Source organism: Pseudomonas reinekei (assembly GCF_001945365.1).
In the GTDB taxonomy this organism is placed as follows: Bacteria; Pseudomonadota; Gammaproteobacteria; order Pseudomonadales; family Pseudomonadaceae; genus Aquipseudomonas; species Aquipseudomonas reinekei.
In genome coordinates this window covers 405,473-428,242 of sequence record NZ_MSTQ01000002.1, presented here as the reverse complement: position 1 = coordinate 428,242, position 22,770 = coordinate 405,473, and the positions used below count along the sequence as shown (strand labels likewise).

19 protein-coding genes are annotated in these 22,770 nt (G+C 58.2%); 11 read left to right on the top strand and 8 right to left on the bottom strand.

Annotation, left to right across the window (positions count from 1 at the left end; translation table 11 throughout):
• Window positions 1–2: 2 nt before the first annotated feature.
• Complete coding sequence (locus tag BVK86_RS04370) at window positions 3–953, bottom strand: dihydrodipicolinate synthase family protein (protein ID WP_075945259.1); 951 nt, start codon at window positions 951–953, stop codon at window positions 3–5.
• A gap of 75 nt (window positions 954–1,028) precedes the next feature.
• Complete coding sequence (locus BVK86_RS04365) at window positions 1,029–1,955, bottom strand: 4-hydroxyproline epimerase (protein ID WP_075945258.1); 927 nt, start codon at window positions 1,953–1,955, stop codon at window positions 1,029–1,031.
• 266 nt (window positions 1,956–2,221) lie between these two features.
• On the opposite strand from BVK86_RS04365, the gene BVK86_RS04360 reads away from it, so the two are divergent.
• The 3 genes from BVK86_RS04360 to BVK86_RS04350 all read left to right on the top strand — a co-directional run bounded on the left by BVK86_RS04360 (window position 2,222) and on the right by BVK86_RS04350 (window position 5,790).
• Complete coding sequence (locus tag BVK86_RS04360; protein WP_075945257.1) at window positions 2,222–2,995, top strand: AraC family transcriptional regulator; 774 nt, start codon at window positions 2,222–2,224, stop codon at window positions 2,993–2,995.
• Window positions 2,996–3,132: 137 nt separating this feature from the next.
• Window positions 3,133–3,951 carry a polyphosphate kinase 2 gene (ppk2, locus tag BVK86_RS04355; protein ID WP_075945256.1) on the top strand — a complete coding sequence of 273 codons (819 nt, stop codon included), beginning with the start codon at window positions 3,133–3,135 and terminating at the stop codon, window positions 3,949–3,951.
• A 48-nt stretch (window positions 3,952–3,999) separates the two neighbouring features.
• On the top strand, window positions 4,000–5,790 hold the full coding sequence (locus tag BVK86_RS04350; RefSeq protein ID WP_075945255.1) for a SulP family inorganic anion transporter: 1,791 nt from the start codon (window positions 4,000–4,002) through the stop codon (window positions 5,788–5,790).
• A 74-nt stretch (window positions 5,791–5,864) separates the two neighbouring features.
• On the opposite strand, the gene BVK86_RS04345 is transcribed toward BVK86_RS04350, so the two are convergent.
• Window positions 5,865–7,058, bottom strand: coding sequence for a GAF domain-containing sensor histidine kinase (locus BVK86_RS04345; protein ID WP_075945254.1), 1,194 nt, complete (start codon window positions 7,056–7,058; stop codon window positions 5,865–5,867).
• 373 nt (window positions 7,059–7,431) lie between these two features.
• Here BVK86_RS04345 and BVK86_RS04340 point away from each other — a divergent pair, with 373 nt between their 5' ends.
• The 3 genes from BVK86_RS04340 to BVK86_RS04330 are packed head-to-tail and all read left to right on the top strand — an operon-like array spanning window position 7,432 to window position 9,823.
• Entirely contained in the window at window positions 7,432–8,460 is a 1,029-nt protein-coding gene (locus BVK86_RS04340) for an acyl-CoA dehydrogenase family protein (protein ID WP_075945253.1), read from the top strand.
• Complete coding sequence (locus tag BVK86_RS04335; protein WP_075945321.1) at window positions 8,457–9,227, top strand: PIG-L deacetylase family protein; 771 nt, start codon at window positions 8,457–8,459, stop codon at window positions 9,225–9,227. The genes BVK86_RS04340 and BVK86_RS04335 overlap by 4 nt, the downstream gene beginning before the upstream one ends.
• Complete coding sequence (locus tag BVK86_RS04330) at window positions 9,224–9,823, top strand: SAM-dependent methyltransferase (RefSeq protein ID WP_075945252.1); 600 nt, start codon at window positions 9,224–9,226, stop codon at window positions 9,821–9,823. The genes BVK86_RS04335 and BVK86_RS04330 overlap by 4 nt, the downstream gene beginning before the upstream one ends.
• Here BVK86_RS04330 and BVK86_RS04325 read toward each other — a convergent pair whose 3' ends face one another.
• Window positions 9,824–10,474: a glycosyltransferase family 2 protein gene (locus tag BVK86_RS04325; protein ID WP_075945251.1), complete on the bottom strand. Its 651-nt coding sequence runs from the start codon at window positions 10,472–10,474 to the stop codon at window positions 9,824–9,826.
• Between the two features lie 183 nt (window positions 10,475–10,657).
• On the bottom strand, window positions 10,658–12,913 hold the full coding sequence (locus BVK86_RS04320; RefSeq protein ID WP_075945250.1) for a TonB-dependent siderophore receptor: 2,256 nt from the start codon (window positions 12,911–12,913) through the stop codon (window positions 10,658–10,660).
• 273 nt (window positions 12,914–13,186) lie between these two features.
• Here BVK86_RS04320 and BVK86_RS04315 point away from each other — a divergent pair, with 273 nt between their 5' ends.
• Together BVK86_RS04315 and BVK86_RS04310 are read left to right on the top strand one after the other, a co-directional pair.
• Window positions 13,187–14,284: a carboxynorspermidine decarboxylase gene (locus BVK86_RS04315; protein WP_075945249.1), complete on the top strand. Its 1,098-nt coding sequence runs from the start codon at window positions 13,187–13,189 to the stop codon at window positions 14,282–14,284.
• A gap of 29 nt (window positions 14,285–14,313) precedes the next feature.
• A complete protein-coding gene (locus tag BVK86_RS04310; RefSeq protein WP_075945248.1) occupies window positions 14,314–15,549 on the top strand; it encodes a saccharopine dehydrogenase family protein in 1,236 nt (411 codons plus the stop codon).
• Between the two features lie 128 nt (window positions 15,550–15,677).
• Here the strand turns inward: BVK86_RS04310 and BVK86_RS04305 are convergent, their stop codons facing one another.
• The 3 genes from BVK86_RS04305 to BVK86_RS04295 form a co-directional block, all read right to left on the bottom strand.
• Window positions 15,678–16,583, bottom strand: a complete 906-nt coding sequence (locus BVK86_RS04305) for an amino acid ABC transporter substrate-binding protein (protein ID WP_075945247.1) — start codon at window positions 16,581–16,583, stop codon at window positions 15,678–15,680.
• A 47-nt stretch (window positions 16,584–16,630) separates the two neighbouring features.
• A complete protein-coding gene (gene potE, locus BVK86_RS04300; protein WP_075945246.1) occupies window positions 16,631–17,971 on the bottom strand; it encodes a putrescine-ornithine antiporter in 1,341 nt (446 codons plus the stop codon).
• Between the two features lie 224 nt (window positions 17,972–18,195).
• On the bottom strand, window positions 18,196–19,386 hold the full coding sequence (locus BVK86_RS04295; protein ID WP_075945245.1) for a cation:proton antiporter: 1,191 nt from the start codon (window positions 19,384–19,386) through the stop codon (window positions 18,196–18,198).
• 549 nt (window positions 19,387–19,935) lie between these two features.
• Between BVK86_RS04295 and BVK86_RS04290 the strand changes: the two genes are divergently transcribed.
• From BVK86_RS04290 to BVK86_RS04280, 3 genes are all read left to right on the top strand, one after another.
• Window positions 19,936–21,324 carry an ATPase domain-containing protein gene (locus BVK86_RS04290; protein ID WP_075945244.1) on the top strand — a complete coding sequence of 463 codons (1,389 nt, stop codon included), beginning with the start codon at window positions 19,936–19,938 and terminating at the stop codon, window positions 21,322–21,324.
• An 83-nt stretch (window positions 21,325–21,407) separates the two neighbouring features.
• Entirely contained in the window at window positions 21,408–21,767 is a 360-nt protein-coding gene (locus BVK86_RS04285) for a response regulator (protein ID WP_075945243.1), read from the top strand.
• A 236-nt stretch (window positions 21,768–22,003) separates the two neighbouring features.
• Complete coding sequence (locus BVK86_RS04280; protein WP_083659298.1) at window positions 22,004–22,759, top strand: bestrophin-like domain; 756 nt, start codon at window positions 22,004–22,006, stop codon at window positions 22,757–22,759.
• Window positions 22,760–22,770 lie beyond the last annotated feature (11 nt).

The window sequence follows — 22,770 nt, the reverse complement described above, 5'->3', positions numbered from 1 at the left end:
TCCTAGGCCTCGACGTTCTGCTCGGCCGACCAGTGTTCGTACCACTGGCGGAACAACGTGTACTGGTTCTCGGCATAACGACGCTGGGCATCGCTGAGGGCATCGGTTTCGTTGAAGTGCAGGGCGTATTCCTTGTCGCCGTTGAGCACCATCAGGTGCTTGTAATAGAGTACCAGGTCGCAGCCTTCGTCGAAGGACGACAGCACCGCCAGGGCCGCTTCCAGTTCCCGAGCCTGACGGCGGGCCCTGGCATCGCCTTTCGCGGCTTGCTTGCTCAGGGCCACCAGTTGCAGCACTTCGCGTGGCAACGCATTGCCGATACCGGTGATCGCGCCGGTGGCGTTGCAGTTGACGAAGCCGTGCACCACTTGGGTGTCGACACCAACCATCAAGGTTACGTCGTCGTCCTGGGAGGTGATGTGTTCAGCGGCGTAGCGCAGGTCGGCGGCACCCCCGAATTCCTTGAAGCCGATCAGGTTCGGGTATTCGCGACGCAGTTCGAAGAACAGCTCCGCACGGGTCGCGAAGCCGTAGTAAGGGCTGTTGTAGATCACGGCCGGCAACCCCGGGGCCGCCTTGAGAATCGCCGCAAAGTGAGCTTTTTGCGCGGTAGCCGACGCGCCACGGGACAGCACGCGCGGAATGACCATCAGGCCATGGGCGCCGACTTTGGCGGCGTGGGCGGCGTGGGCTACCGCTTCGCGGCTGTTGACCGCCCCGGTGCCGACGATGGTCGGGAGGCCGGCGGCCACCAGACGTGCCACGCCTTCCTGACGCTCGGCTTCGGTCAGCAGCGGCCAGTCGCCCATGGAGCCGCAGTACACGATGGCGCTCATGCCGATGTCGATCAGCTCGCGACCCTTGGCCACCAGTGCGTCGAAGTCCGGTTTGCGCTCGGCGGTGCAGGGGGTCATCAATGCAGGCATGCAGCCAGTGAAAATGTTGTCGCTCATTGTTGTAACTCCTTGAGGCGTTCATTCAGATCTGTTGAGGGGGCAGGTGCCGCAATGGCTGCATTCGGCGAGGGCTCAAATGCCCCACGCAAAGGGATCCTGTTCGTCGATCAGCAACGTGGCATCGGCGGTCATGTAGGCGCGACCGGTGATGGAGGGGCGCACGCGTTCGCCTTCCCATTCATAGCTGCCGACAAACTGGCTGCCAGTGATGCTGGCCTGGACCCAACGCTCACCGGCAGCGAGTTTTCCGTCGGCCGCCAGACAGGCGAGTTTGGCGCTGGTGCCGGTGCCGCAGGGCGAACGGTCATAGGCTTTGCCCGGGCACATGACGAAGTTGCGGCTGTCGGCCTGAGCGTCGTCGGCGAACAGCTCGACATGATCGATCAGCGCGCCGTGTTCGCCATGGATGCCTTGCGCTTCAAGCGCCTTGAGCATTGCCCAGGTGTATTCGGTCAGGGTTTCGACGTTGTCCATTCGCAGTGTTTTGCCGTGATCGGAGACCAGGAAAAACCAGTTGCCGCCCCAGGCGATATCACCAACGACACGGCCATGGCCGGGCACGTTCACGGGCACCTGCTGGCGGAAGCGGTAAGCCGGGACGTTGCGCAGCGTGACGGTGCCGTCTGCATGCAACGTGGCGTTGACCGGGCCGACCGGCGTATCGATTTTGTGCTCGCCAGAGCCGATCAGCCCAAGGTGCTGCAATGAGTTGACCAGGCCTATGGTGCCGTGACCGCACATGCCGAGGTAGCCGTTGTTGTTGAAGAAAATCACACCGCACACGGCATCCGGCGATACCGGTTCGCAATACAGCGCACCGACCAGCACGTCGTTGCCACGGGGTTCCAGCAGGCAGGCGCGACGCCATTGGTCATGCTGGTCGCGCAGGCTATCGCGCTTCTCGACCATGGTGCTGCCCGCCAACGGCGGAAAGCCTTTCATCACCAGGCGAGTGGGTTCGCCGCCGGTGTGGGAATCGATGATGTGTACCTGTTTCATAGACCGTCCAATGAGGTGGGCATCGGGTGACCGAATCAGCACCCTGGCGGTAAATGCCCAGGGCGCAAGCGGCAACGTGTTCTGCACTGCGCGGATACAGATTGAACTCGCCGGGGCGGGGGCGATTGATGGTTTTTGCAAGTCGCGATGACGAAATCGGCACAATGCCGGGCGCTGATCCGTGGCGCCGATCTCGTCTCGACAGCGCTCCGGCCTTGGGGCAAGCTGCCGGACTTTCGTCGATCCGGACCGAGGGAGAGAGACTCATGACGCAGAACGCCTTTGCGATCCTGTGCCAGGCCAACGAACGGCATCGCCCTGAAACCATGGAGCAATTGCTGGCAGGCGTGGCGCTTGTGCTACCGATGCTGGACGTCATCCCCAACGCCGCGATCTTTATCAAGGATGTTCAGGCACGCTACGTCATGGCCAATCAAACGCTGGTGCAACGCTGCGGCCTCAAACACTTGCAACCGTTGCTGGGCAGAACCAGCGCCGAGGTTTTTCCCGAGCAATTGGGGCCTGGCTACACCGAACAGGATCGACGGGTGCTGGAGCAGGGTTTTGTCCTGGAAGATCAGCTGGAACTGCATCTGTACGGCAGTCGCGAGCCTGGTTGGTGCCTCACGCACAAACGGCCGCTGTACAACCGCAAGGGTGAAATCATGGGCCTGGTGGGCATTTCGGTTGACCTGCAATCGGCCAGCGACACCCATCCGGCGTACCAGCGCCTGGCAGCGGTCGACGAACACATCCGCAGCCATTTTCACCGTCGCGTCAGCCTTGGCGAGCTGACGCATATCGCCGGCATTTCGGTGGCGCAACTGGAAAGGTACTGCAAGCGCGTGTTCCACCTGACGCCGCGCCAGATGATTCAGAAAGTGCGCCTGGAACACGCGCATCGTCTGCTCCACAGCGATATGCCAATCACCGATGTCGCCTTGCAGTGCGGCTACACCGACCACAGCGCGTTCACCCGCCAGTTCAAGGCGTTGACCGGTTTCACCCCGCGCCAGTATCGCCAGGCTACGGGCGGTTGAAGAGGGCCGGGATTTCTCTTCTGACTTGCCATGTCGAGCGTTTGACCTTGGACTAGACTCACGCGGTGAGGGTGCGAGTCGAGTCTCCAGCAACGGGCTGCCTAACGTCAGTCACTGGCAATTTTGAGGTCTTGGTCATGGCGAAGGATAAAAAAAAAGCGGCTAAGGGTTCCACAGAAGGTCCGAAGTTGAAGAACAAGGACTATCTGGAACAGCTGCGCCGGTTGCACGTCGAGATGGTCAAGCTTCAGGAGTGGGTGAAAGAACGCGGCATCAAGGTCTGCATCGTGTTCGAAGGGCGCGACGGCGCGGGCAAGGGCGGGACGATCAAGGCCATCACCGAACGGGTCAGCCCCCGGGTCTTTCGTGTGGTGGCGCTGCCTGCGCCGAGCGAGCGTGAAAAAAGCCAAATGTATGTCCAGCGCTATTTGCCACACCTGCCGGCGGCGGGCGAGGTGGTGATCTTCGATCGCAGTTGGTACAACCGCGCGGGCGTCGAGCGCGTGATGAACTTCTGCAGCCAGGAACAGGTAGACACTTTCCTCAAGTCCGTCCCTCTCGTGGAACGCGCCATCGTCGACTCCGGGGTCATCCTGCTCAAGTACTGGCTGGAAGTCAGCCCCGAAGAACAGACCCGCCGCCTCGAAGCGCGCATCAAGGACGGGCGCAAAATCTGGAAACTGACGCCCATGGACCTCAAGTCGTACAGCCGCTGGTTTGACTACTCGCGAGCCCGAGACGACATGTTCGCAGCGACCGACTCCGATCACGCGCCTTGGCTCGTGGCCGACTCCAATGACAAGCGTCGCGCGCGGCTCAACATCATCAGCGATTTGCTCAGTCGCATCCCCTATAAGGACGTGCCCCGCGACAAGGTGGTGCTGCCCAAACGGCAGAAGCCAGGCGGCTATCGGGAACCCGATTACCCGCTCAAACGCATTCCCGAGAAATTCTGACCGTTACCGTCAGCGAACCCGCGACTCACAGAAAAGGGCCACTGTCCCATGAGCCATTCGGATGCTTCGCCTTCCGATCCGGAACCGGGCCGGATCGCACGTAGAGACACGGCGGGCGATCAGTCTGGCTGGAGTCGCTGGTTTCCCGGGCTGCGCACGCTGCGTGGCTATCACCTGTCATGGTTGCGCCACGACCTGGTTGCCGGCCTGGTGTTGACCACGATGCTGGTGCCCGTCGGCATCGCCTATGCGGTAGCCTCCGGGGTGCCGGGTATTTATGGCCTGTACGCGACCATCGTTCCGTTGCTGGCCTATGCGCTGTTCGGTCCCAGCCGGATTCTGGTGCTGGGTCCCGACTCATCACTGGCGGCAGTCATTCTTGCCGTTGTCTTGCCGCTGTCCGGAGGTGATCCGCAGCGGGCCATCGCACTGGCGGCGGCGATGGCCATCGTCTCGGGGGCGGTGTGCGTGCTGGCCGGCATTGCCCGTTTGGGATTCGTGACCGAGCTTCTGTCCAAACCGATCCGCTACGGCTACATGAACGGGATCGCCCTCACGGTCCTGATCAGCCAGGTACCCAAACTCTTCGGCTTCAAAATCGAATCCGAAGGCCCATTGAGAAGCCTGTGGGAGATCGTGACTGCGATCATGGACGGCAAAACCAACTGGATCACTTTTGCGGTCGGTGCTGCCACACTGGTGATTATCCTGCTGCTCAAGGGTCATAAACGCGTGCCCGGCATCTTGATTGCCGTGGTTGCCGCTACGGTCGCCGTGGCCGTACTGGACCTGGCGGCAAACGCCGGAGTATCGGTGCTCGGCTCTCTGCCACAAGGCTTGCCGGGTTTCGCCATCCCCTGGATCACCCGCGCCGACATCGTCCCCGTGCTGATCGGCGGGTGCGCCGTGGCGCTGGTTTCCTTCGCCGACACCAGCGTGCTCTCCCGCGTCTACGCGGCGCGGACCCGGACCTACGTTGACCCGAACCAGGAAATGGTCGGCCTGGGTGTCGCCAACCTGGCCGCCGGTTTCTTCCAGGGGTTTGCCATCAGCAGCAGCTCATCGCGCACGCCCGTGGCCGAAGCCGCGGGCGCGAAAACCCAAATGACCGGTGTGGTCGGCGCGCTGGCCGTTGCGCTGTTGTTGGTGCTGGCCCCCGATCTGCTGCGCGACTTGCCCAACAGCGCCCTGGCTGCGGTGGTCATCGCATCGGCCATCGGCCTGATCGAGATCACTGACCTGCGACGCATCTATCGCATACAGCGCTGGGAGTTCTGGTTGTCGATCGTCTGCACCGTCGGCGTGGCCGTGTTTGGCGCCATCGAAGGTATTGGCCTGGCCATCCTGATCGCGGTCATTGAATTCCTGTGGGATGGCTGGCGTCCGTATTCCGCTGTGCTGGGGCATGCGCAAGGGGTCAAGGGTTTTCACGATACCCAGCGCTATCCCGACGCGCGCCTGATTCCCGGTCTGGTGCTGTTTCGCTGGGATGCCTCATTGTTTTTCGCCAACGCCGAATTATTCCATGACCGGGTGATTGATGCCCTGGCGGCCTCGCCGACGCCGGTGCGCTGGCTGGTCATCGCCGCAGAACCCATCACCAGTGTGGATGTGACCTCGGCCGACATGCTCGCCGAACTGGACGAAACCCTGCGCGCAGCGGGCATCAAGTTGTGCGTGGCTGAAATGAAAGACCCGGTCAAGGACAAGCTCAAGCGGTTCGGACTGTACACGTTGCTGGGGGAGACGGCGTTTTTTCCCACGGTAGACGACGCGGTCGGCAGCTATCTGCAGAGTCATTCGATGGGCTTGGCGGGGTGGGAGGGTGATGGACGCTGAGGGGTGTTTGCGCTGACCGACGCTTACAGCTCAAACAGCTGAACTCACCCCGGCACCTTTGTGATCGATTGTCCTCACAACCATTTGAACCGCGCCGGGAATCTCGCGACAAAGCATGTTCCCGTGGTGATCGTCGAGGACACACTCAAGGTGCCGTTATGGGCCGTAGCGATTTGCGCGGCGATGTACAGCCCAAGGCCCAACCCTTCACCCCGTTGTCCGGCTTCGGAGCGGGAGAAGGGTTCGAACAGCAGCGGCATCAAATCGGGCGCAATGGGTGGGCCCTGGTTGGTCACCGAGAGAACGATTTCATCGTTCTCTGAACGGGCTGTCAGGATGATCGGTGTTGCGGTGGAACCATGGGTGACCGCGTTTCCAAGAAGGTTTGAGAGCAACTGGCTGATGCGTAGCGAATCGCAATAGACACCCTTCGGCACGTCTAGCGAATGAACGATGTTCGCGTGGGGATTTGAGGCTTGCACTTCTTCAAAGGTCAGTCGAAGTGTGCGTTCCAGATCATCCACCAGCTTACGCTGAATGGGTATGCCGCCACCCAGCCGTCCCCGCGCGAAGTCCAGGACGTTTTCGATCAGTACGCCCATTCGCGTCGAGCTGTTGCGGATCGCGCCAATCAGGCTCAGCGAGCGTTTGTCCTCTGTTTTGGTTTCCAGTAAATCTGCACTCATGCGAATCGCGCTGAGCGGCGTTCGCAAGTCGTGGCCGAGCACCGCGATAAATTGTTCCCGCAGTCTGCCGAGTTCATTGACGCTTTTCAGTTCCGCTTTGGTCGCCTCCAGACGACGTTGGGTGTCGAGGCTCATGGCGATCAGTTGGGCGAACAACGTGAGGGTTTGCGCAATGGCGGGCTCGTCGAGGTTCGCCGGAACTGAATCAATCGCGCACAGCGTGCCAAAAAAATCACCGTTGGCTTTGATGATGGGAATGGAAATGTAGCTTTCCAGTCCATAGGTTTTTGGCGTGTGGTGCCGCGAAAAAACCGGGTGCGTGCTGGCGTGACCGAAAATGACCGGCGATCGGTGCTGGCGAATTTCGTGACAGATGGTTGATTCCAGGACCAGCTCCCCACCGGGCTTCAGGCCGAACTCGATGGAGTCATCGACAGCGCACGCCACCCAGTTTTGTTCGGTGACCCTGGCCACCGCCGCGAAGCGCATACCGGTGAGGTGTTTGACCATGCTCAGAATCACCGGCACCGCGTCAATGCTGCGTATGGCTTCAATGTCCAGGGAGAACTGTGGGCTAGTCATGGGGGGCGCGTCGAAGGAGGTTGAAGAGAGAATAATCACCTTTGCCGGACACTTCGATCCGTTTTTGCGGGCGCCGACCGAATACGCCTTTGGCCTGCTAATAAATCTGCGCCTTGCTCATCAACTGCGTTGAGCGCCCGGCAGAGCTCCACCGGCTATTGAAATGCCCTCCGGCCTTGTTGGTTGCGGACTGATTCCGGCTGCTCAGCCGATCTGAAATCTCGGCTGAGCGTGACGCTACGCATGTTCAATGAACTCCTGCCACTCGTCTGCCTCTGAACATCAAGAGCACTTCGACGCGCGTTCATATCCTGCCTTTCGCCAGTTGCTCGGCAACCCCCCGTATTCAGCCGTCCACCAGGGAGCGTCGGCGATGAGCAACGCCGCAAACTTACAAAACCTGCTGATCAGGTTCGCAGCCCGCCCCGTGAGTTCATCACCGGACACCGAGCTGCCACAGCTCATGCAGAAACTCATCGACAGCGGATTCGCCTCCCTGCCGATGCCCGGACAAGGCCTGACGCTGGAACGATGGCGGACGCTGGCCGCCGTAGCCGCAAGCGATCTGGCGTTGGTCAAATTATTCGAAGGCCACACTGATGCGATGGCCATCATGGCCGAGCTTGAACCCGACGAACCCATGCCTGCCGGCGTCTGGGGCACTTGGGCCGCCGAACCGCATTTCGCCCGGGTCAATATCATGGATCGTCAAGGCGACCGCGTGTATTTGCACGGGCGCAAAGCCTGGTGTTCCGGAGCGCCAATGCTTGACTGGGCGTTGCTCACGACCTGGGATGAACAGCATCGACCGCAACTGGTCGCCGTGGATTTGCGGCAATCCACCATCAGCCGACTGGACGATGCCTGGCAGGCAGTTGGCATGGCCGGTACGGCCAGCGTCGATGTGGCGTTCAAAGGTGCGTTGGGGCGTTGTGTCGGGATGCCCGGCCAGTATGTGGATCGCCCCGGGTTTTGGCAGGGCGGTGGAGGGATAGCCGCCTGTTGGTACGGGGCAGCGTGTGCGCTTGCCGGGTACCTTCGCGAGCATTGTCGCCAACCACACCACGACGCGCATGCCGCCGCGCACCTTGGCGCCGTCGATGCAGCGCTGTGCAGCGCGGCGGCCTGCTTGCGCGACACGGCGATGTGGATTGACGCCAACCCAAGGGTCTCGGCGCAAATACCTGTACGGCGATTACGCACCCAAGTGGAAAGCGCAGTCAATGTAGTGCTTGAGCAGGTGGGGCGTGCGCTGGGTGCTACGCCATTTTGTCGCAATGCTCACTTTGCCAGGCTCGCTGCTGATCTGCCGGTGTTCATCCGGCAAAGTCATGGACAGAAAGATCTCGCGGCACTGGGTGAGCTGATCGCTGTGCAACCGGCGGATGGGTGGCGGCTGTGAGCGATGAAGCGCCTGAGGCAGAAAACCTCATTCGGGGGAAGGGCACCACGCTGGCCGAATGGCAGGCCTGTCCGGCGCTGGCGGACGTGCAGACCATCACCCATCAGCAACTGATCCCCGATGGACGGCGTCTGGTCGTCGTCGCCCCGCACCCTGACGATGAAGTCCTCGGCTGCTCTGGCATCCTGGCCGGGATGAAGGGCAGGGAGGCTGATGTGGTGATGGTCGCGGTGACCGATGGCGAAGCGAGTCATCCTGGGTCCCGGGAGTGGCCAGTTTCACGGTTGCGTGAACAGCGCCCGTTGGAAAGCACCCGCGCCCTCGACCGGTTGGGGCTCGATGGCAAAGCCTTGAACTGGCGGCGCTTGGGGCTACCGGATAGCGGTGTGCCTGGGCACGAGCTGCAGTTGGTCGAGCGGCTGCTGGAATTGATACGGCCCGGTGATCGAGTGGTGACCACTTGGCGATCGGATGGGCACTGCGATCATGAAGCAACCGGCAGGGCCGCGGCGTTCGCGGCATCGCAGCGTCATGCATGCCTGATCGAAGTGCCGGTCTGGGCCTGGCATTGGGCACGGCCACAGGACTCGAGAATCCCCTGGGCGCGCGCGCGCAAGTTGATGCTCGATGCAGACGTATTGGCGCAAAAGCGTCAGGCGATCAACGCCCACGTCTCACAAGTCAGCCGCGCTGACCGGGCCTTGGCGGTGCTGGATCGCGAAACCATCGAACGGCTGTTACAGCCCTTTGAACTGGTGTTTCCATGAGCGTATCGCCCGATTATTTTCAGCAGATGTTCAACGCCAGTGATGACCCCTGGTCGTTCCGCACCCGCTGGTACGAAAAGCGCAAACGTGAACTGATGCTGGCGAGTCTGCCGCGACAGCGATATCAGCGGGTTTATGAACCCGCCTGCGCCAACGGTGAGTTCAGCGCGCTACTGGCCGAGCGCAGTGAATCGCTACTGTGCCAGGACATCATCGAAAAGGCAGTCACGCTCGCGCGTGGACGGTTAAGTCACTTGTCCCATGTCCGTGTCGAGCAGGCCCGCATTCCCGAGGATTGGCCGCAGGGCACCTTTGATCTGGTCGTCTTGAGTGAAGTCGGCTACTTTCTGGATGCCAAGGCCTGGCGGCACGTGATCGAGAAAACGTTGCTGAGCCTGGGCCCTGAAGGCGCGGTGCTGGCCTGTCATTGGCTGCATCCGATTGAGGGATGCTCGCAGGATGGTCATGGGGTTCACGCCGCGCTGGCGGAACACCTGCCTCTGCACCGTCTGGTGCGTCATGAGGACAAGGATTTCCTGCTTGAATACTGGAGTCGCAACCCCGCTTCGATTGACCTCGCCGAAACCTGCGAATAGCTATTGGGCCAACGACTGTAGATAGTCGCCAAAACCTTCGCGACAACGGCTGTTTTTGCGCGCGCTGGTGATCACCCGGTTACTTGCCGTCCACAGGATATTCGCGCCGCAGCGCTCCAGATCAGAAACCAGTTGCACATCTTCGTGGGCAGCCAAGGCCTTGAATCCGCCCGCCCTGCGATAAGCCGCCGAAGAAACGCCAAGATTCGCCCCATGGATATGACGATGGCCGTCCATGGGGCGGTAGTGGGCGTGGTAACGCTCACGCACCCCATGGGGATGTTCCGACCAGTCGCTGACCTCGACCAGCCCACACACGGCATCCACATTGAAGCGAATTTGATCGGCGAGCCAGGTACTGGGAACCACCGTATCGGCATCGGTGAACGCCAGCCAGCGTGCGTCCACCGCCAGCAGATGCTCGGCGCCGTGTGCCCGGGCCTTACCGACGTTGCGATGAGTGCAGGTCAATGTCATCACCCCATAGGACTGGGCGATGTCCAGTGAAGTGTCCGTGCAGTCGTCCAGTACGATCAGGATCTTTACTGCTTCGTCGCCAAGGCCCTGGTGAAACGCCGCCTCCAGCAGTGACTCGATGCATTGGTTCAAAAGCCGCTCTTCATTGTGCACCGGGACAATGACTCCAATCATTTGAAGGCCTCCATAACGCCTGCACCCAATAGCCGGCTTCTCGATGTCGACCGGTGCGCAGGGCGATTGGTTGCAATAAACGTGTGGAGGAAAAGTACAACACCGGCCCAGGGCCGGTGTTGTGCTTTGCTCGTGGTGTGCGGATGTGGGGGCAAGCAAACAGCGCCCCCGTCAGCGTGACCCTTAGAAGCGATACCTCGCCGAAGCCGTGATGCTGCGCGGCGCGCCGTAGGTCAGGGCACCGTAGGCGTCGAAGATGTCGAAGTACTTCTCGTCGGTGACGTTATTGGCATTCACTTGGGCCGAGAGATTTTCGGTGATCTCGTAGCGAGCCATCAGGTTGACCAGTGCATAGGCATCTTGTTGGATCTTCTCGGAGTTGCCGGCCGGATTGACCGCGTAGGTGTAGATGGAGTCCTGCCAGTTAACGCCGCCGCCAATGGTCAGCTTGTTGAAAACACCGGGCAGCCGGTAGGTGGTAAAGGTGCGTAGCAGCTTGGTCGGGTACAGCGTGTTGACGTCGTCGCCGTTGGCATCTTCAGCCTTGAACTGGGTGTAACCCACCGATGCGTTCCAGTCTGTCGCTAGCTCGCCGGACACCTCCAGCTCGAACCCCTTGCTGGTGGCGCCTTCACTGGCCTCGTAGGCAAAACCGCCGACCGGGTTCGAAGGATCAATCAACTGACCTGTGTTCTGCCCCAGGTTATCCTGCTTGATCTGGAAAATCGCAGCGGAGGCGTTCAAGCGGCCACCGAAGTATTCACCCTTGAGACCCAGCTCGGTGCTCTCGCCAACGATAGGCTCCAGTTGCTGGCCACTGCTGTCGCGTACGGATTGCGGCAGGAAAATTTCCGTATAGCTGGCGTAGGCCGAGAGGTTGTCGTTGAGGTCGTAGACGACACCTGCATAAGGCGTCAGCTCGTGGTCGACATCGACCTTGCTCACCTGCGAGAAGATGTCATCGCTGGTCTTTTCGTACCAACTCTCCCGCGCGCCGAGAATCACTTTCAAATCCTCAGTCACATTCAGGCGGGTTGCTGCGTACAGTCCCTTCTGGCGAGTCTCGCTGTAGCCGTAGTCGGTCCTCGCGCCCCAAACCGGTTCAGGGAAATGGCCGTTATAGGCATCGAAATCGGCGACCCCGTCAAAGCCGGTTTGCGCATTGAGTGAGTCGGCGTCGAACTTCTGCTTGCTGTCCACATAACCAAAGGCCAGTTCATGCTCGCGGCCGAGCAACGAGAAAGGGCCATTGAAGCGGATACCGTAGTCGTCCTGGGTGGTCTCGGTCTTGTAGGTCGCCGGGAACGACGACATGCCGGAACTGCCGTTCCTGCCTGGATTACCGGACAGGTACAACAGGGAAGAGTCGCCGGTACGCTCGCCACGGTTGTAGCTGAGGTTAACCTGCCACTCGTTGGCAAAGGTGTGATCGAGGTTGACGAAGTAAGTCTCGAAGGTTGTATCCCACTTGCTCCAATCGGCAGAGGTGGTCTTCGAGCGACTCCAGTTGGTGCGACCGCCGTCTGCATACCAGACGGGCAAGCCGCCCCACATCGGCGACTCGGCATTGCTTTCCTGCCGGCTCAAACCGAACCAGAGCGTGGTGTCGGGCGTCAGGTCGATGTCCATCGTGCCGTATAAGGTCTGGCGCTTGTTCGAGTTCATATCGATCCACGTGTCACCCTCATTGGTTTCACCGACCAAACGAGCACGAATCGTGCCTTCCTCGTTCAGCGCCGTCGACACATCGGCTTCGACGCCATAGGTGTCCCATGTGCCGGCGCTCAGTTCCAGCGAGCCTTTCAAGGCCGTACTGTTGGCGCGTTTGCGTACCATGTTGATGGACGCGGATGGATCACCGGCACCGGTCATCAAACCGTTGGCGCCGCGCACGATTTCAACACGGTCATACATGGCCAGGCTGCTGAAAATCTCCCCCGAACTCCATGGCTGCTCGTAAATGGTGGGCACGCCGTCGATCATCAGCGAGTTGAGTTCAAAGCCCCGTGCGTTGAATTGCGCCCGGCTTGTCTCGTAGCGGTTGACCGATACACCGGTAGCGTTGTTCATCACGTCGAGGATCGTATTCAGATCCTGATCCTGCATGCGTTGTTGGGTGATGACGCTGACCGACTGGGGCGTTTCGCGCAGTGACAGGGTCAATGGCGTGGCGGTGCGCGCTGCTTCAGTCGTGTATGAGTGGGTGTCTTCGGTGACAGCACTGCGTACGCGTGTGGCTGTCTCCGTGACAGCGATAGGCGCCAGGACCACAGGACTTCCAGTCTCCGTCTGTTCAGCCGGTTCTGCCGCTTGCACGCAGGGTGCAGTCATGGCGATACCGGCTGCCAGCATGTGCACAGTAAGAGCCAGTGGACGAAGGGCCGAAGGCGAGTGCGGCGTCACGGGATGAAGTGAACACAGGGAATATGGCGTGGTCATGCGAGCTCACATCTGATTAGGTAGTAATGAGAATCGATATCATACGCAACTAAGTATTATTTGATAATGGGATGTGCAGGTAATTGAGATTCATTGTCATATTTGGTTTGTGGCACCGCCCCTGGGGTTTTAGTTTCCCGACGTGATTAACCCGACGACCTCCACCGCAGCGTTGTCCAAATAACGCTGCATTTGCGCGCTGCTCTTTCGATCTGCGGCCAGTGCGGGCACAATGCGCATCCTTTTTTGGCTGGCCTTGCCGGAGGCCTCGAAATGATCAAGACACCGTACTACCTCATCGATAAACAAAAGCTTCTGGTCAACATGCAGAAGATTGCCTACGTGCGCGAGCAATCCGGCGCCAAGGCCTTGCTGGCACTCAAGTGCTTCGCCACCTGGTCGGTGTTCGACCTGATGCAGCAATACATGGACGGCACCACGTCGTCGTCGCTGTACGAGCTCAAGCTCGGTCGCGAGAAGTTCGTTGGCGAAGCCCATGCCTACAGCGTGGCCTGGGCCGACGACGAGATCGAGGAGATGCTCGATAACTGCGATAAGATCATCTTCAACTCCATCAGCCAGCTGCAGCGCTTTGCCGAGCGTTCAGAAGGCAAGACCCGCGGCCTGCGCGTTAACCCGCAGGTGAGCAGCTCCGATTACCTGCTGGCCGATCCGGCGCGCCCGTTCAGCCGTCTGGGCGAGTGGGATCCGGCGAAGATCGAAGGCGTTATCGACCAGATCTCCGGTTTTATGTTCCACAACAACTGCGAGAACGGCGATTTCGGCCTGTTCGACCAGATGCTCAACACCATCGAAGAGCGCTTCGGCTCGCTGCTGCACAAGGTCAGCTGGGTCAGCCTGGGCGGCGGCATTCACTTCACCGGTGAGGGTTACGCGCTGGATGCGTTCTGCGCGCGACTCAAGGCGTTTTCGCAGAAGTACGGCGTGCAGGTTTATCTGGAGCCGGGCGAAGCGGCGATCACCAACAGTGCCTCGCTGGAAGTGACCGTGCTTGACACCCTGTACAACGGCAAGCACCTGGCGGTGGTGGACAGCTCCATCGAAGCGCACCTGCTTGACCTGCTGATCTATCGCCTCAACGCCAAGCTGGCGCCGAGCGAGGGTGATCACACCTACATGGTGTGCGGCAAGTCTTGCCTTGCCGGCGACATCTTCGGCGAGTATCAGTTTGATCGCCCGCTGGCGATCGGCGATCGACTGTCGTTCATCGACACCGCGGGTTACACCATGGTCAAGAAGAACTGGTTCAACGGCCTGAAAATGCCGTCCATCGTAGTGAAACAACTCGACGGTACAGTCGAAGTGGTTCGCGAATTTGGTTATGAAGACTACCTGTCCAGCCTTTCGTAAGCGGACAAATTAAAGGAGAGATCAAGCAATTGAAAAAGAACGTTCTTATCATTGGTGCAGGAGGTGTCGCCAAGGTGGTGGCCCACAAGTGCGCGCAGCACAACGATGAACTCGGTCGTATTGCTATCGCGTCGCGCAACATCTCCAAATGCCAGGCCATCATCGAAAGCGTCAAGGCCAAGGGCAGTCTCAAAGTGCCCGCCGATATCCAGGCCTTCTCGCTCAACGCCCTGGATGTGGAAGCAACCAAGGCGCTGATCCGCGAAACCGGATCACAGATCGTTATCAACGTGGGTTCCGCGTTCCTGAACATGTCGGTGCTGCGTGCCTGCATCGATACCGGCGTCGCTTACCTGGACACCGCTATTCACGAAGAACCGGGCAAAGTCTGCGAGACGCCGCCTTGGTATGGCAACTACGAGTGGAATCACCTCCAAGAGTGCCAAGAGAAGAACATCACCGCCATTCTCGGTGTGGGTTTCGACCCGGGCGTGGTCAACGCCTATGCCGCACTGGCGCAACAACAGTATTTCGACCGCATTGATTCGATCGACATTCTCGACGTCAATGCCGGCTCCCATGGCAAATATTTCGCCACCAATTTCGATCCGGAAATCAACTTCCGCGAATTCACCGGGCAGGTGTGGAGCTGGCAGAACAGCCAGTGGACCAGCAACACCATGTTCGAAGTCAAACGCACCGACGACTTGCCGGTCGTCGGTTCGCAGAACCTGTACCTGACCGGTCACGACGAAGTGCACTCCCTGTCGAAGAACCTCGACGTGCCTAATGTTCGTTTCTGGATGAGCTTCGGCGAGCACTACATTAACGTGTTCACCGTCCTCAAGAACCTCGGCCTGCTGTCCGAAAAACCGGTCAAGACCGCCGAAGGCCTGGAAGTGGTGCCGCTGAAAGTGGTCAAGGCCGTGCTGCCTGATCCGAGTTCGCTGGCGCCTGGCTACACCGGCAAGACCTGCATCGGTGATCTGGTCAAGGGCACCAAGGATGGCCAGCCGCGCGAAGTGTTCATCTACAACGTGGCTGACCACGAAGAAGCCTTCGCCGAAACCGACAGCCAGGGCATTTCCTATACCGCTGGCGTACCTCCTGTCGCCGCGGCCCTGCTGGTTGCCCGTGGCGAGTGGGATGTGCAGCGTATGGCCAACGTCGAAGAACTGCCGGCTGAGCCGTTCCTCAAGGCGCTGGACATCATGGGCCTGCCGACCCGCATCAAGGACGAGAATGGAGACCGTCCCTGGAACTGAGGCGCCTGAGCCTGCCCGCAGGCAGGTGAGTCTGGTTCCTGGCTCCATACGCAAAAACGCCGCTCTTTGAGCGGCGTTTTCGGTTGTGTGAATGGTTTTCGGTAAAGCCCGGTATTTCCAGCTTGTCACTACGGTAGTGCATAGATCTTGAATAGCTTTTTGGCCGCATCGCTGGCCCCGCCCAGGTACTTGTCGAATGCCTGTTCAATCTCGCCGGAGCGATACATTTCACTCAGCGCGGTGTCGACCAGCAGACGGAAATCTTCATCCTCTCGATCCACTGCCATTGCAGTCGGTGCGTACTCAAACATTCGCTCCAGCACCACCAGGTTTCCCGCGGGGTAATTCCTGTCCAGCAGATGCTTGAGCATCATGCGCTCAGCGAAGAACGCATCGGCTTTGCCATCGGCAACCAGCTTAAGACCTGCATCGGCGTTCTCTACTGTCACCAGAGTGGCCACAACACCCAGCAATCGCATCTGCTGTTGTATCCACGTCTCGGTTATACCGCCAGCGATGGCGGCGTATGTCTGATTGGACAGGCCACGGTTTACAGTGGCTCGCCACGTTGGCCCGGTATGAGCCACCTTGCCATCCAGCGCATTGAGCAAGGCTTCGGATGAATCCTGGCGCACCACTGCCGCGAGACCGGCGGTGTAGATCGGCACCGAGTAGCTAACCCTCTTGCGCCGTACCAGTGTGGGTGGCGTCGGCGTACAGAGAATGTCGATTTTCCCCGAACTGACGGCAGTCATCTCGTCGCTCATGGAGACAGGCTGGTACTGAATACTCAGCTCGGGCAACCCCAGATCGGTCTTGACCCTCTCGGCAATCTTCAGACAGAGATCGATGGCATAACCGCTTGCTTTATCGGCTGCCTGATCACTAAAGGGCGCGAAGTCAGGCAAGTAGCCGAGGGTAAACGTATGACTCGCGCGTATGCGCTCAAGCGTATTGCCATGGGCCATTACCGGTATCAGTGCAACCAGGCAGACGAGTAGCAGGTTGTTGGCGTTGCTCAGTTTCACGTTCATGCGCGGCTCCTCGAATTCAGATGTCTGTGCTGTCCTGAAAATTGCGATCAAGGGCTATCGATCCGGGGGGACGCGGGCGCAGGGGCGTCGACAAACCGTTTAGCGAGGAACGCGTAAAGCAGATAGCCGAACACCAGGACAAGGATGCCGCCGAACACGGCGTCTTTGCCGCAGGCATAAAGCGCGTAGAGGGAATAGGCCACGGCAACCACCAGCAGCAGAGTGTTGCGTGTGTATACGCCTGCACTGACTTTGGCTTTGTACATCATGACCAGCAGCCCGGTTGCAGCCGTCACATAGGGGATCAGGTTGGTCACCGCTGCGAGGCTGACGAGTTTTCCGAACTGCGCACTCGCGTTGGGCGAAATGGTCGACAGCGCCATCAAGGTCTGCAGCACGCCACAGACCAGCATCCCGACGATGGGGGCATTGCGTGCGCTGACCTTGCTGAACAGTTTTGGGAACATGCCCTGGTCTGCGGTCATCTTGGCGGTCTGCGCCAAAGTGAACTGCCAGCCCAACAACGAACCCACACAGGCCATTATCGCGAGCGCCATGATGATGTAGCCGACCGTGGGGTTGAACATATGCGCATAAACGAGCGCGAAGGGGGCTGATGAGTTGGCCAGTTCGGCATTGGGAATGATGCCCTGAATGACCGTCGTCGATAGCACATAGACTGCTGCTGCCCCCAGTGTGCCGAACAGGCAGGCCAGCGGCACGGTGCGCTTGGGGTCTTCCACTGCATCAGAGGCTTGGGCAGCTGACTCCATGCCGAGAAAGGCCCAGAGGGTCAGAGGAATCGCTTTGCTGATCGCTTCGGATATCGGCAGGTCGTTCGGGTTCCAGGCGGCGATTATCAGATCGGGTTTGAACCAGAACCAACCGAAGATGCTCAAGCCCGCTACCGGGATGATCACTCCCCAGACAGTCACCGCGCCAATCCTGCCCGTGATGCCAGGGCCGCCAAAATTTGCCACGGTGGTTAACCAGAGCAGGCCGACCGTTCCAACGAATAATGGAATGGCGCCACTTCCCAGCCAGGGCATGAACGACGTCATGTACCCGACTGCGGAGATGGCCACCGCCACGTTGGCGATGGCCAGCGACAGAAAATACAAATACGAGCAGAGGAAAAAACCTGACTTTGCGTGCGCCTCTTCGGTGTAGGCGGATAACCCGCCTGAGCGCAGACAGTAGATGCCACATTGGGAGAAACAATACGCGATGGCCATGGAGCCGACCGCGGTGACGATCCATGACAACAATGAAACAGCCCCGAGTTGGGCCATGCTCGTCGGCAACATGATGATGCCTGAGCCCATCATGTTTACCGTCACCAGTGTGGTGAGCCCCATGAGGCTCATTTTCTTGCTTGAGTCGGTCATCGGAAACCCCTCGATTTGCGCAACGCGTCACCGCTCAGCCATCGAACGCACCGGGAAGCAGGCTCAGGCTCCCGACGAAAATGGCGAGGGGCATTCTGACCAACTGCCTGAAAACGCTCACGCTTCTGCCCATACTTTGCGCTGTGAGGGTTGCTCGGACAGACGCTTGGTCACGCTCTCGTCACAACACTAGTACAGGCAGACGGTGGCATTTCTGACAATTATCAATCAGCACGATTTGCCAGTCGTGAGACCCATGGATTGGCACTCAAGCCATGCAGCAGCACGCTGAGTAAAACGGTACAGGCGGCTACAGCGACCAAAGTACGACCGGCTTGCAGAGGGTAGTCCAATATCATTACCGCGAAGACGATGCTTGCCAGACCTCGTGGGCCGAACCAGCCGATGAACAGGCGGGTTTCGAAATCGAAGCCGGTTCCTGTCAGGCTGATGAGTACCGGCAGTATGCGAATCACGGTCAGACTGAGCACTGCATACAGCCAGATATTCAGCGTAAAACTGCTCCAGGCCCAAGGGATCACCAGCGCGCCGAATACGACCCAGGTAATGACCGATAGCAGGCTCGCGAACTCTTCGCTGGCCTTGAGCAGATTGTGCTTTTGTTCAAAAAACAGGTAGCTGGCGAGCAGCCCTCCAACGAACGCGGCGATAAACCCGCTACCGCCGAGTGCTTGTGCGGTGGCAAAGCAAAGCAGGGCTAACCCTGGGAGCGTCAGCTGCGACCACATGGGGGTTTGCCAGTGATGTTTTCGAGAGTAGCGCTGCAACAGCCAGGCAATGAAAGTAAGGGCGGCGCCGATGAGAGCGCCGATACCAAGCGCCTCGACAAACAGCTCCACCGCCAGCGAGAGGGGAGAGTGCGCCTGCTCTTCGACCAACAGGGCCAGGAACATCAACAGCACCGGGACGCAGATGCCGTCATTGAGCCCGCTCTCCACATTCAATCCTTCACGCACGGACGCCGCAACCTTGGGATTGCTCACTACAGCTTTACCCAGTGCCGCGTCGGTGGGCGCCAGAAGGGTTGCCAGTATTGCCAATTCTATCAAGGGTATCTGCGGGAACAGCCAGATGCCGACCAGCCAGCCGCTTAGCATGGTCAGCGGCAGGCCGATCAACAATAAGCGCAGCGGTAATCCTTCGTGCGCTTTCAGAACCTTGAGGTCGGCGCTGGCTGCATCACTGAAGAGCACAATCGCCAATGTCAGTTCTGCCAGAATTTTGAGACCTTCTCTGTCAATCCGTGGTTGCAGAATGCTCAGAAACGCAGGGCCGAGAATCAGACCGGCCAGCATGAACATCAGAGGTCCATTGAGCAGGCGTGACTCGAAACGACCCGCAAATATGCTGTAGGTCAGAAGGAAAGCGGCAAGCAGGGCCAAGTTCTGATACATGATGACTTGCCTGTCCTGGTTGATACCGTAGCAACGGCCGTGTTGGCATTCTGACGCGGATGTTCAAAGCGCTGACCGACAGATTGCCTGGGCTTGACCGACTATCCCGACTTCATGCATTGCTCACGTTCGGCGACGAAGCGGTTGCCACCGGTTTTCATCACGCCAATGCAGGAGAAGAGGTAAAGCAGGTTGAATTCATTCACCGCTGTGTCATCTGATTTAAATCAATCATGACCAGATTCCATTCCGGAACTTTTATCAACGTCATGTCTGTCTGGAACTTGAGGCCGTAGCCATCCATCCGAGGTCTCCTTGCCACCGTCTTCTGCAAACTGACATTTTCGACAAAAGATTCGTCATGGAGTACAACGCCAAAAGAACCACGTTGCCGCAAGAGGCCAAGAGGCCAACAATTTGAGGAATGAATTTTTCTCCTGATTACGGGTCATCGATTTCTGGCACCATGTGTTATGCCGGCTCGACGGTTTTGCGCATTGAGAGTGGCGCAAAATTTATATCTGATAGAAAACAGCAGAGGGACAAGATTTGAACCAGCTTAAACGCCTTGAAAGCGGAATCGATGGCCTCGATACCCTTTTGAAGGGAGGCCTGATCGCCGGTTCGTCCTACATCATTCAAGGGCGACCAGGTTCGGGGAAGACCATCCTGGCAAATCAGATCGGCTTTAACCACATCAAGCAGGGCGGTAGTGTCCTTTTTGCGACTTTGCTTGCCGAGCCACATGACCGGCTCTTTCAGTTTCTCTCCACGCTCAGTTTTTACGATGAGGCTCAAGTCAATCAGAGCATTCAGTTTGTCAGCGCATTTGATACCCTGGAAAATGAGGGTTTAGACGCGGTAGTCAAGTTGCTGCGTCGAGAGATCAGCCGGCAAAAATCTACTCTTCTCGTTCTTGACGGACTTTTGAACGCTCGATCCAAGGCCGAGTCGCCTCTGGATACGAAGCAATTTATTTCTGAATTACAAGGGCATGCCGCTTTCGCGGGATGCACCGTATTGTTTCTGACCAGTTCCCAGCTTGATGAGGGAAGCCCGGAACACACCATGGTCGATGGTGTAATTGAAATGGGTGAGGAGTCTGTAGGCTCTAAAACCGTCCGGCTGATCAAGTTGCGCAAGACGAGAGGCAGTGGTGCGATTGCCGGTGCCCACGAATTCGAGATCAATCAGGACGGTATTGCCGTTTACCCCAAAATTGAAAGCCTCCTGGGTGGGTCATCGTTGCATGACAGTGATCATCTCAGTCTGATCAGTAGCGGCATTCCGTCTCTTGATAGTCAGATAGGGGGCGGTCTTACAACATCGTCCGTCACGCTGATAATGGGGCCATCCGGTGCGGGGAAAACCTCATTGGGGATCCAGTTTTTGAGCGGCGCCACCCAAGATGAACCCGGCTTGTATTTCGGTTTTCATGAGTCACCGCAACGAGTGCGAATCAAGGCAAGGGCGCTTGGTCATGATTTTTCGGCATTGGAAAAATCGGGTGCCATGCATATTGTCTGGAACTCGGTCTCTCAGGGCATGATTGATCGTTCCTCCTATGAGCTATTGAAACTCGTTGAGCAAAAAAACATCAAGCGCGTTTTTATCGATAGCCTTGTCGGGATGTCCAGACTCGCGATTGACCAGAGTCGAGTGAACGAGATCTTCACAGCCTTGCTGGGAGAACTGCGTTCGCGCGGCGTGACCATAATGGCCACCTGGGAAACACAGCGCATGCTGAATGACCTGCCCGGCGCCACAGCTCCTGATTTGTCGGGCCTGATGGATAATCTTCTGCTTATCCAATTCAGCCGCAACGGGACTGAACTTCAACGCCAGCTCTCCATTCTCAAGATCAGAGACAATGCTTACGATCCCTCGCTGCTCGAGGTCGTTATGGGGAATGCCGGAATCACGTTGAAGAAGGTTTGAGATATGCGCAAGGCAACGAGACAGCGGTCTGCTCCAATGAGTCGCTTACGGTTCTCGAAGCTGGCTTGGGGCATGATTAGAAAATGACCACAATTCTGATTATTGATGATGAGTACCTGATTGCCGATATCTTGAGCTTTGCGTTAGAGGATGAGGGGTTTTTGACCGTAACCGCTGGGAGCGGCACGAGGGCTCTTGAGATTCTCGACAGAGAAAAGCCCGACCTGATCATCACTGACTTTATGATGCCGGGTTTGACGGGGCTTGAATTTGCGGAAGCGGTGAAGGCGAAGGATGATCTCAAGACTATTCCGATTATCCTCATGAGTGGCGCTCAGGCGCATCTGGGAAATGCACGATCAGATTTGTTTGTCAGCGTGTTAGAAAAGCCATTCAACATCGACCTGGTAGTCTCCAAAGTCAAAGACATTCTCAACACCTGAGCATCAGGCATTCCGTTTCATTGCAGTCAACCTTGGCAATGCTTTCTGCCAGCCTGAAGTAAGCTCCATTGGTAATTGCAACGCTCGCAACCTGCGTTATTGCTGTATGTCGGAACGGCCGCAGGAGCGACTCTTTTTCTGCTGCGTGTGCGATCGAGTGTTCACAATTTTAATCTCGTGCTTGAGATAGCTGCCCCGTCTTCAGGAATCAGAAGCACAGCAATAGAGGTATGCGTATGGACGCCCTATGGATCTCGGTCGCGGTTTTTATGTGTCTGCTTTCGGCCTCGCTCATCATGATGCATTGGTATCCAAAACTGGCTTCCCGACATAGAGATGACGACACCAACACCGTGGTTCGGTTAGTGGCCAATATTTTCGTCGTCATGACCTCGCTGGTTTTTGGGCTAATGATCAATTCAGCCAAAAACACTTTCGAGTCTATTGATTCAAGTTTTCATTCGTACGCAACCAGCCTGATCATTTTTGACCGTACTTTGCGGGGCTACGGGGAAGCAACACACGATACGCGGCGCCGACTGATCACTTATCTTGAACGTGCTATCGAGAATCCATATCGAGGTGACGAGGCGCTGCAGCACCGCAACAGCGAGGCGGCGAGCTACCTGGATGACATCGGAAAATCATTGATCGGAATAAAACCTGCGGACCGTTTCCATGAAACGATGCTCCAGGATATTCGTCAGCAATACCATTTGCTCATCGAACAGCGCTGGAGGATCGTCGAGCAGTCTGAGGGCGCGATTCCGGGCCCTTTGATCGGCATGTTAGTCGCTTGGTTGACACTCATCTTCGCTAGTTTTGGATACCGAGCACCGCGAAATTCCATGGTCGTTGGAATGTTCACCATCTCATCATTGCTCATTGCCGCTTCGGTCTATCTTGTATTGGACATGGATATTCCATTTCATGGCCCCATACAAATTTCCGATCAACCGCTTCGCAGAGCGCTCGCGGAAATGCAGCTTTAATAAATGAGCTG

What these genes read in the sequence shown, in the direction of transcription:
- BVK86_RS04370 (WP_075945259.1), bottom strand. Translation starts at nt 953, where the DNA reads ATGAGCGACAACATTTTCACTGGCTGCATGCCTGCATTGATGACCCCC.
- BVK86_RS04365 (WP_075945258.1), bottom strand. Translation starts at nt 1,955, where the DNA reads ATGAAACAGGTACACATCATCGATTCCCACACCGGCGGCGAACCCACT.
- BVK86_RS04360 (WP_075945257.1), top strand. Translation starts at nt 2,222, where the DNA reads ATGACGCAGAACGCCTTTGCGATCCTGTGCCAGGCCAACGAACGGCAT.
- ppk2 (WP_075945256.1), top strand. Translation starts at nt 3,133, where the DNA reads ATGGCGAAGGATAAAAAAAAAGCGGCTAAGGGTTCCACAGAAGGTCCG.
- BVK86_RS04350 (WP_075945255.1), top strand. Translation starts at nt 4,000, where the DNA reads ATGAGCCATTCGGATGCTTCGCCTTCCGATCCGGAACCGGGCCGGATC.
- BVK86_RS04345 (WP_075945254.1), bottom strand. Translation starts at nt 7,058, where the DNA reads ATGACTAGCCCACAGTTCTCCCTGGACATTGAAGCCATACGCAGCATT.
- BVK86_RS04340 (WP_075945253.1), top strand. Translation starts at nt 7,432, where the DNA reads ATGAGCAACGCCGCAAACTTACAAAACCTGCTGATCAGGTTCGCAGCC.
- BVK86_RS04330 (WP_075945252.1), top strand. Translation starts at nt 9,224, where the DNA reads ATGAGCGTATCGCCCGATTATTTTCAGCAGATGTTCAACGCCAGTGAT.
- BVK86_RS04325 (WP_075945251.1), bottom strand. Translation starts at nt 10,474, where the DNA reads ATGATTGGAGTCATTGTCCCGGTGCACAATGAAGAGCGGCTTTTGAAC.
- BVK86_RS04320 (WP_075945250.1), bottom strand. Translation starts at nt 12,913, where the DNA reads ATGACCACGCCATATTCCCTGTGTTCACTTCATCCCGTGACGCCGCAC.
- BVK86_RS04315 (WP_075945249.1), top strand. Translation starts at nt 13,187, where the DNA reads ATGATCAAGACACCGTACTACCTCATCGATAAACAAAAGCTTCTGGTC.
- BVK86_RS04305 (WP_075945247.1), bottom strand. Translation starts at nt 16,583, where the DNA reads ATGAACGTGAAACTGAGCAACGCCAACAACCTGCTACTCGTCTGCCTG.
- potE (WP_075945246.1), bottom strand. Translation starts at nt 17,971, where the DNA reads ATGACCGACTCAAGCAAGAAAATGAGCCTCATGGGGCTCACCACACTG.
- BVK86_RS04295 (WP_075945245.1), bottom strand. Translation starts at nt 19,386, where the DNA reads ATGTATCAGAACTTGGCCCTGCTTGCCGCTTTCCTTCTGACCTACAGC.
- BVK86_RS04285 (WP_075945243.1), top strand. Translation starts at nt 21,408, where the DNA reads ATGACCACAATTCTGATTATTGATGATGAGTACCTGATTGCCGATATC.
- BVK86_RS04280 (WP_083659298.1), top strand. Translation starts at nt 22,004, where the DNA reads ATGGACGCCCTATGGATCTCGGTCGCGGTTTTTATGTGTCTGCTTTCG.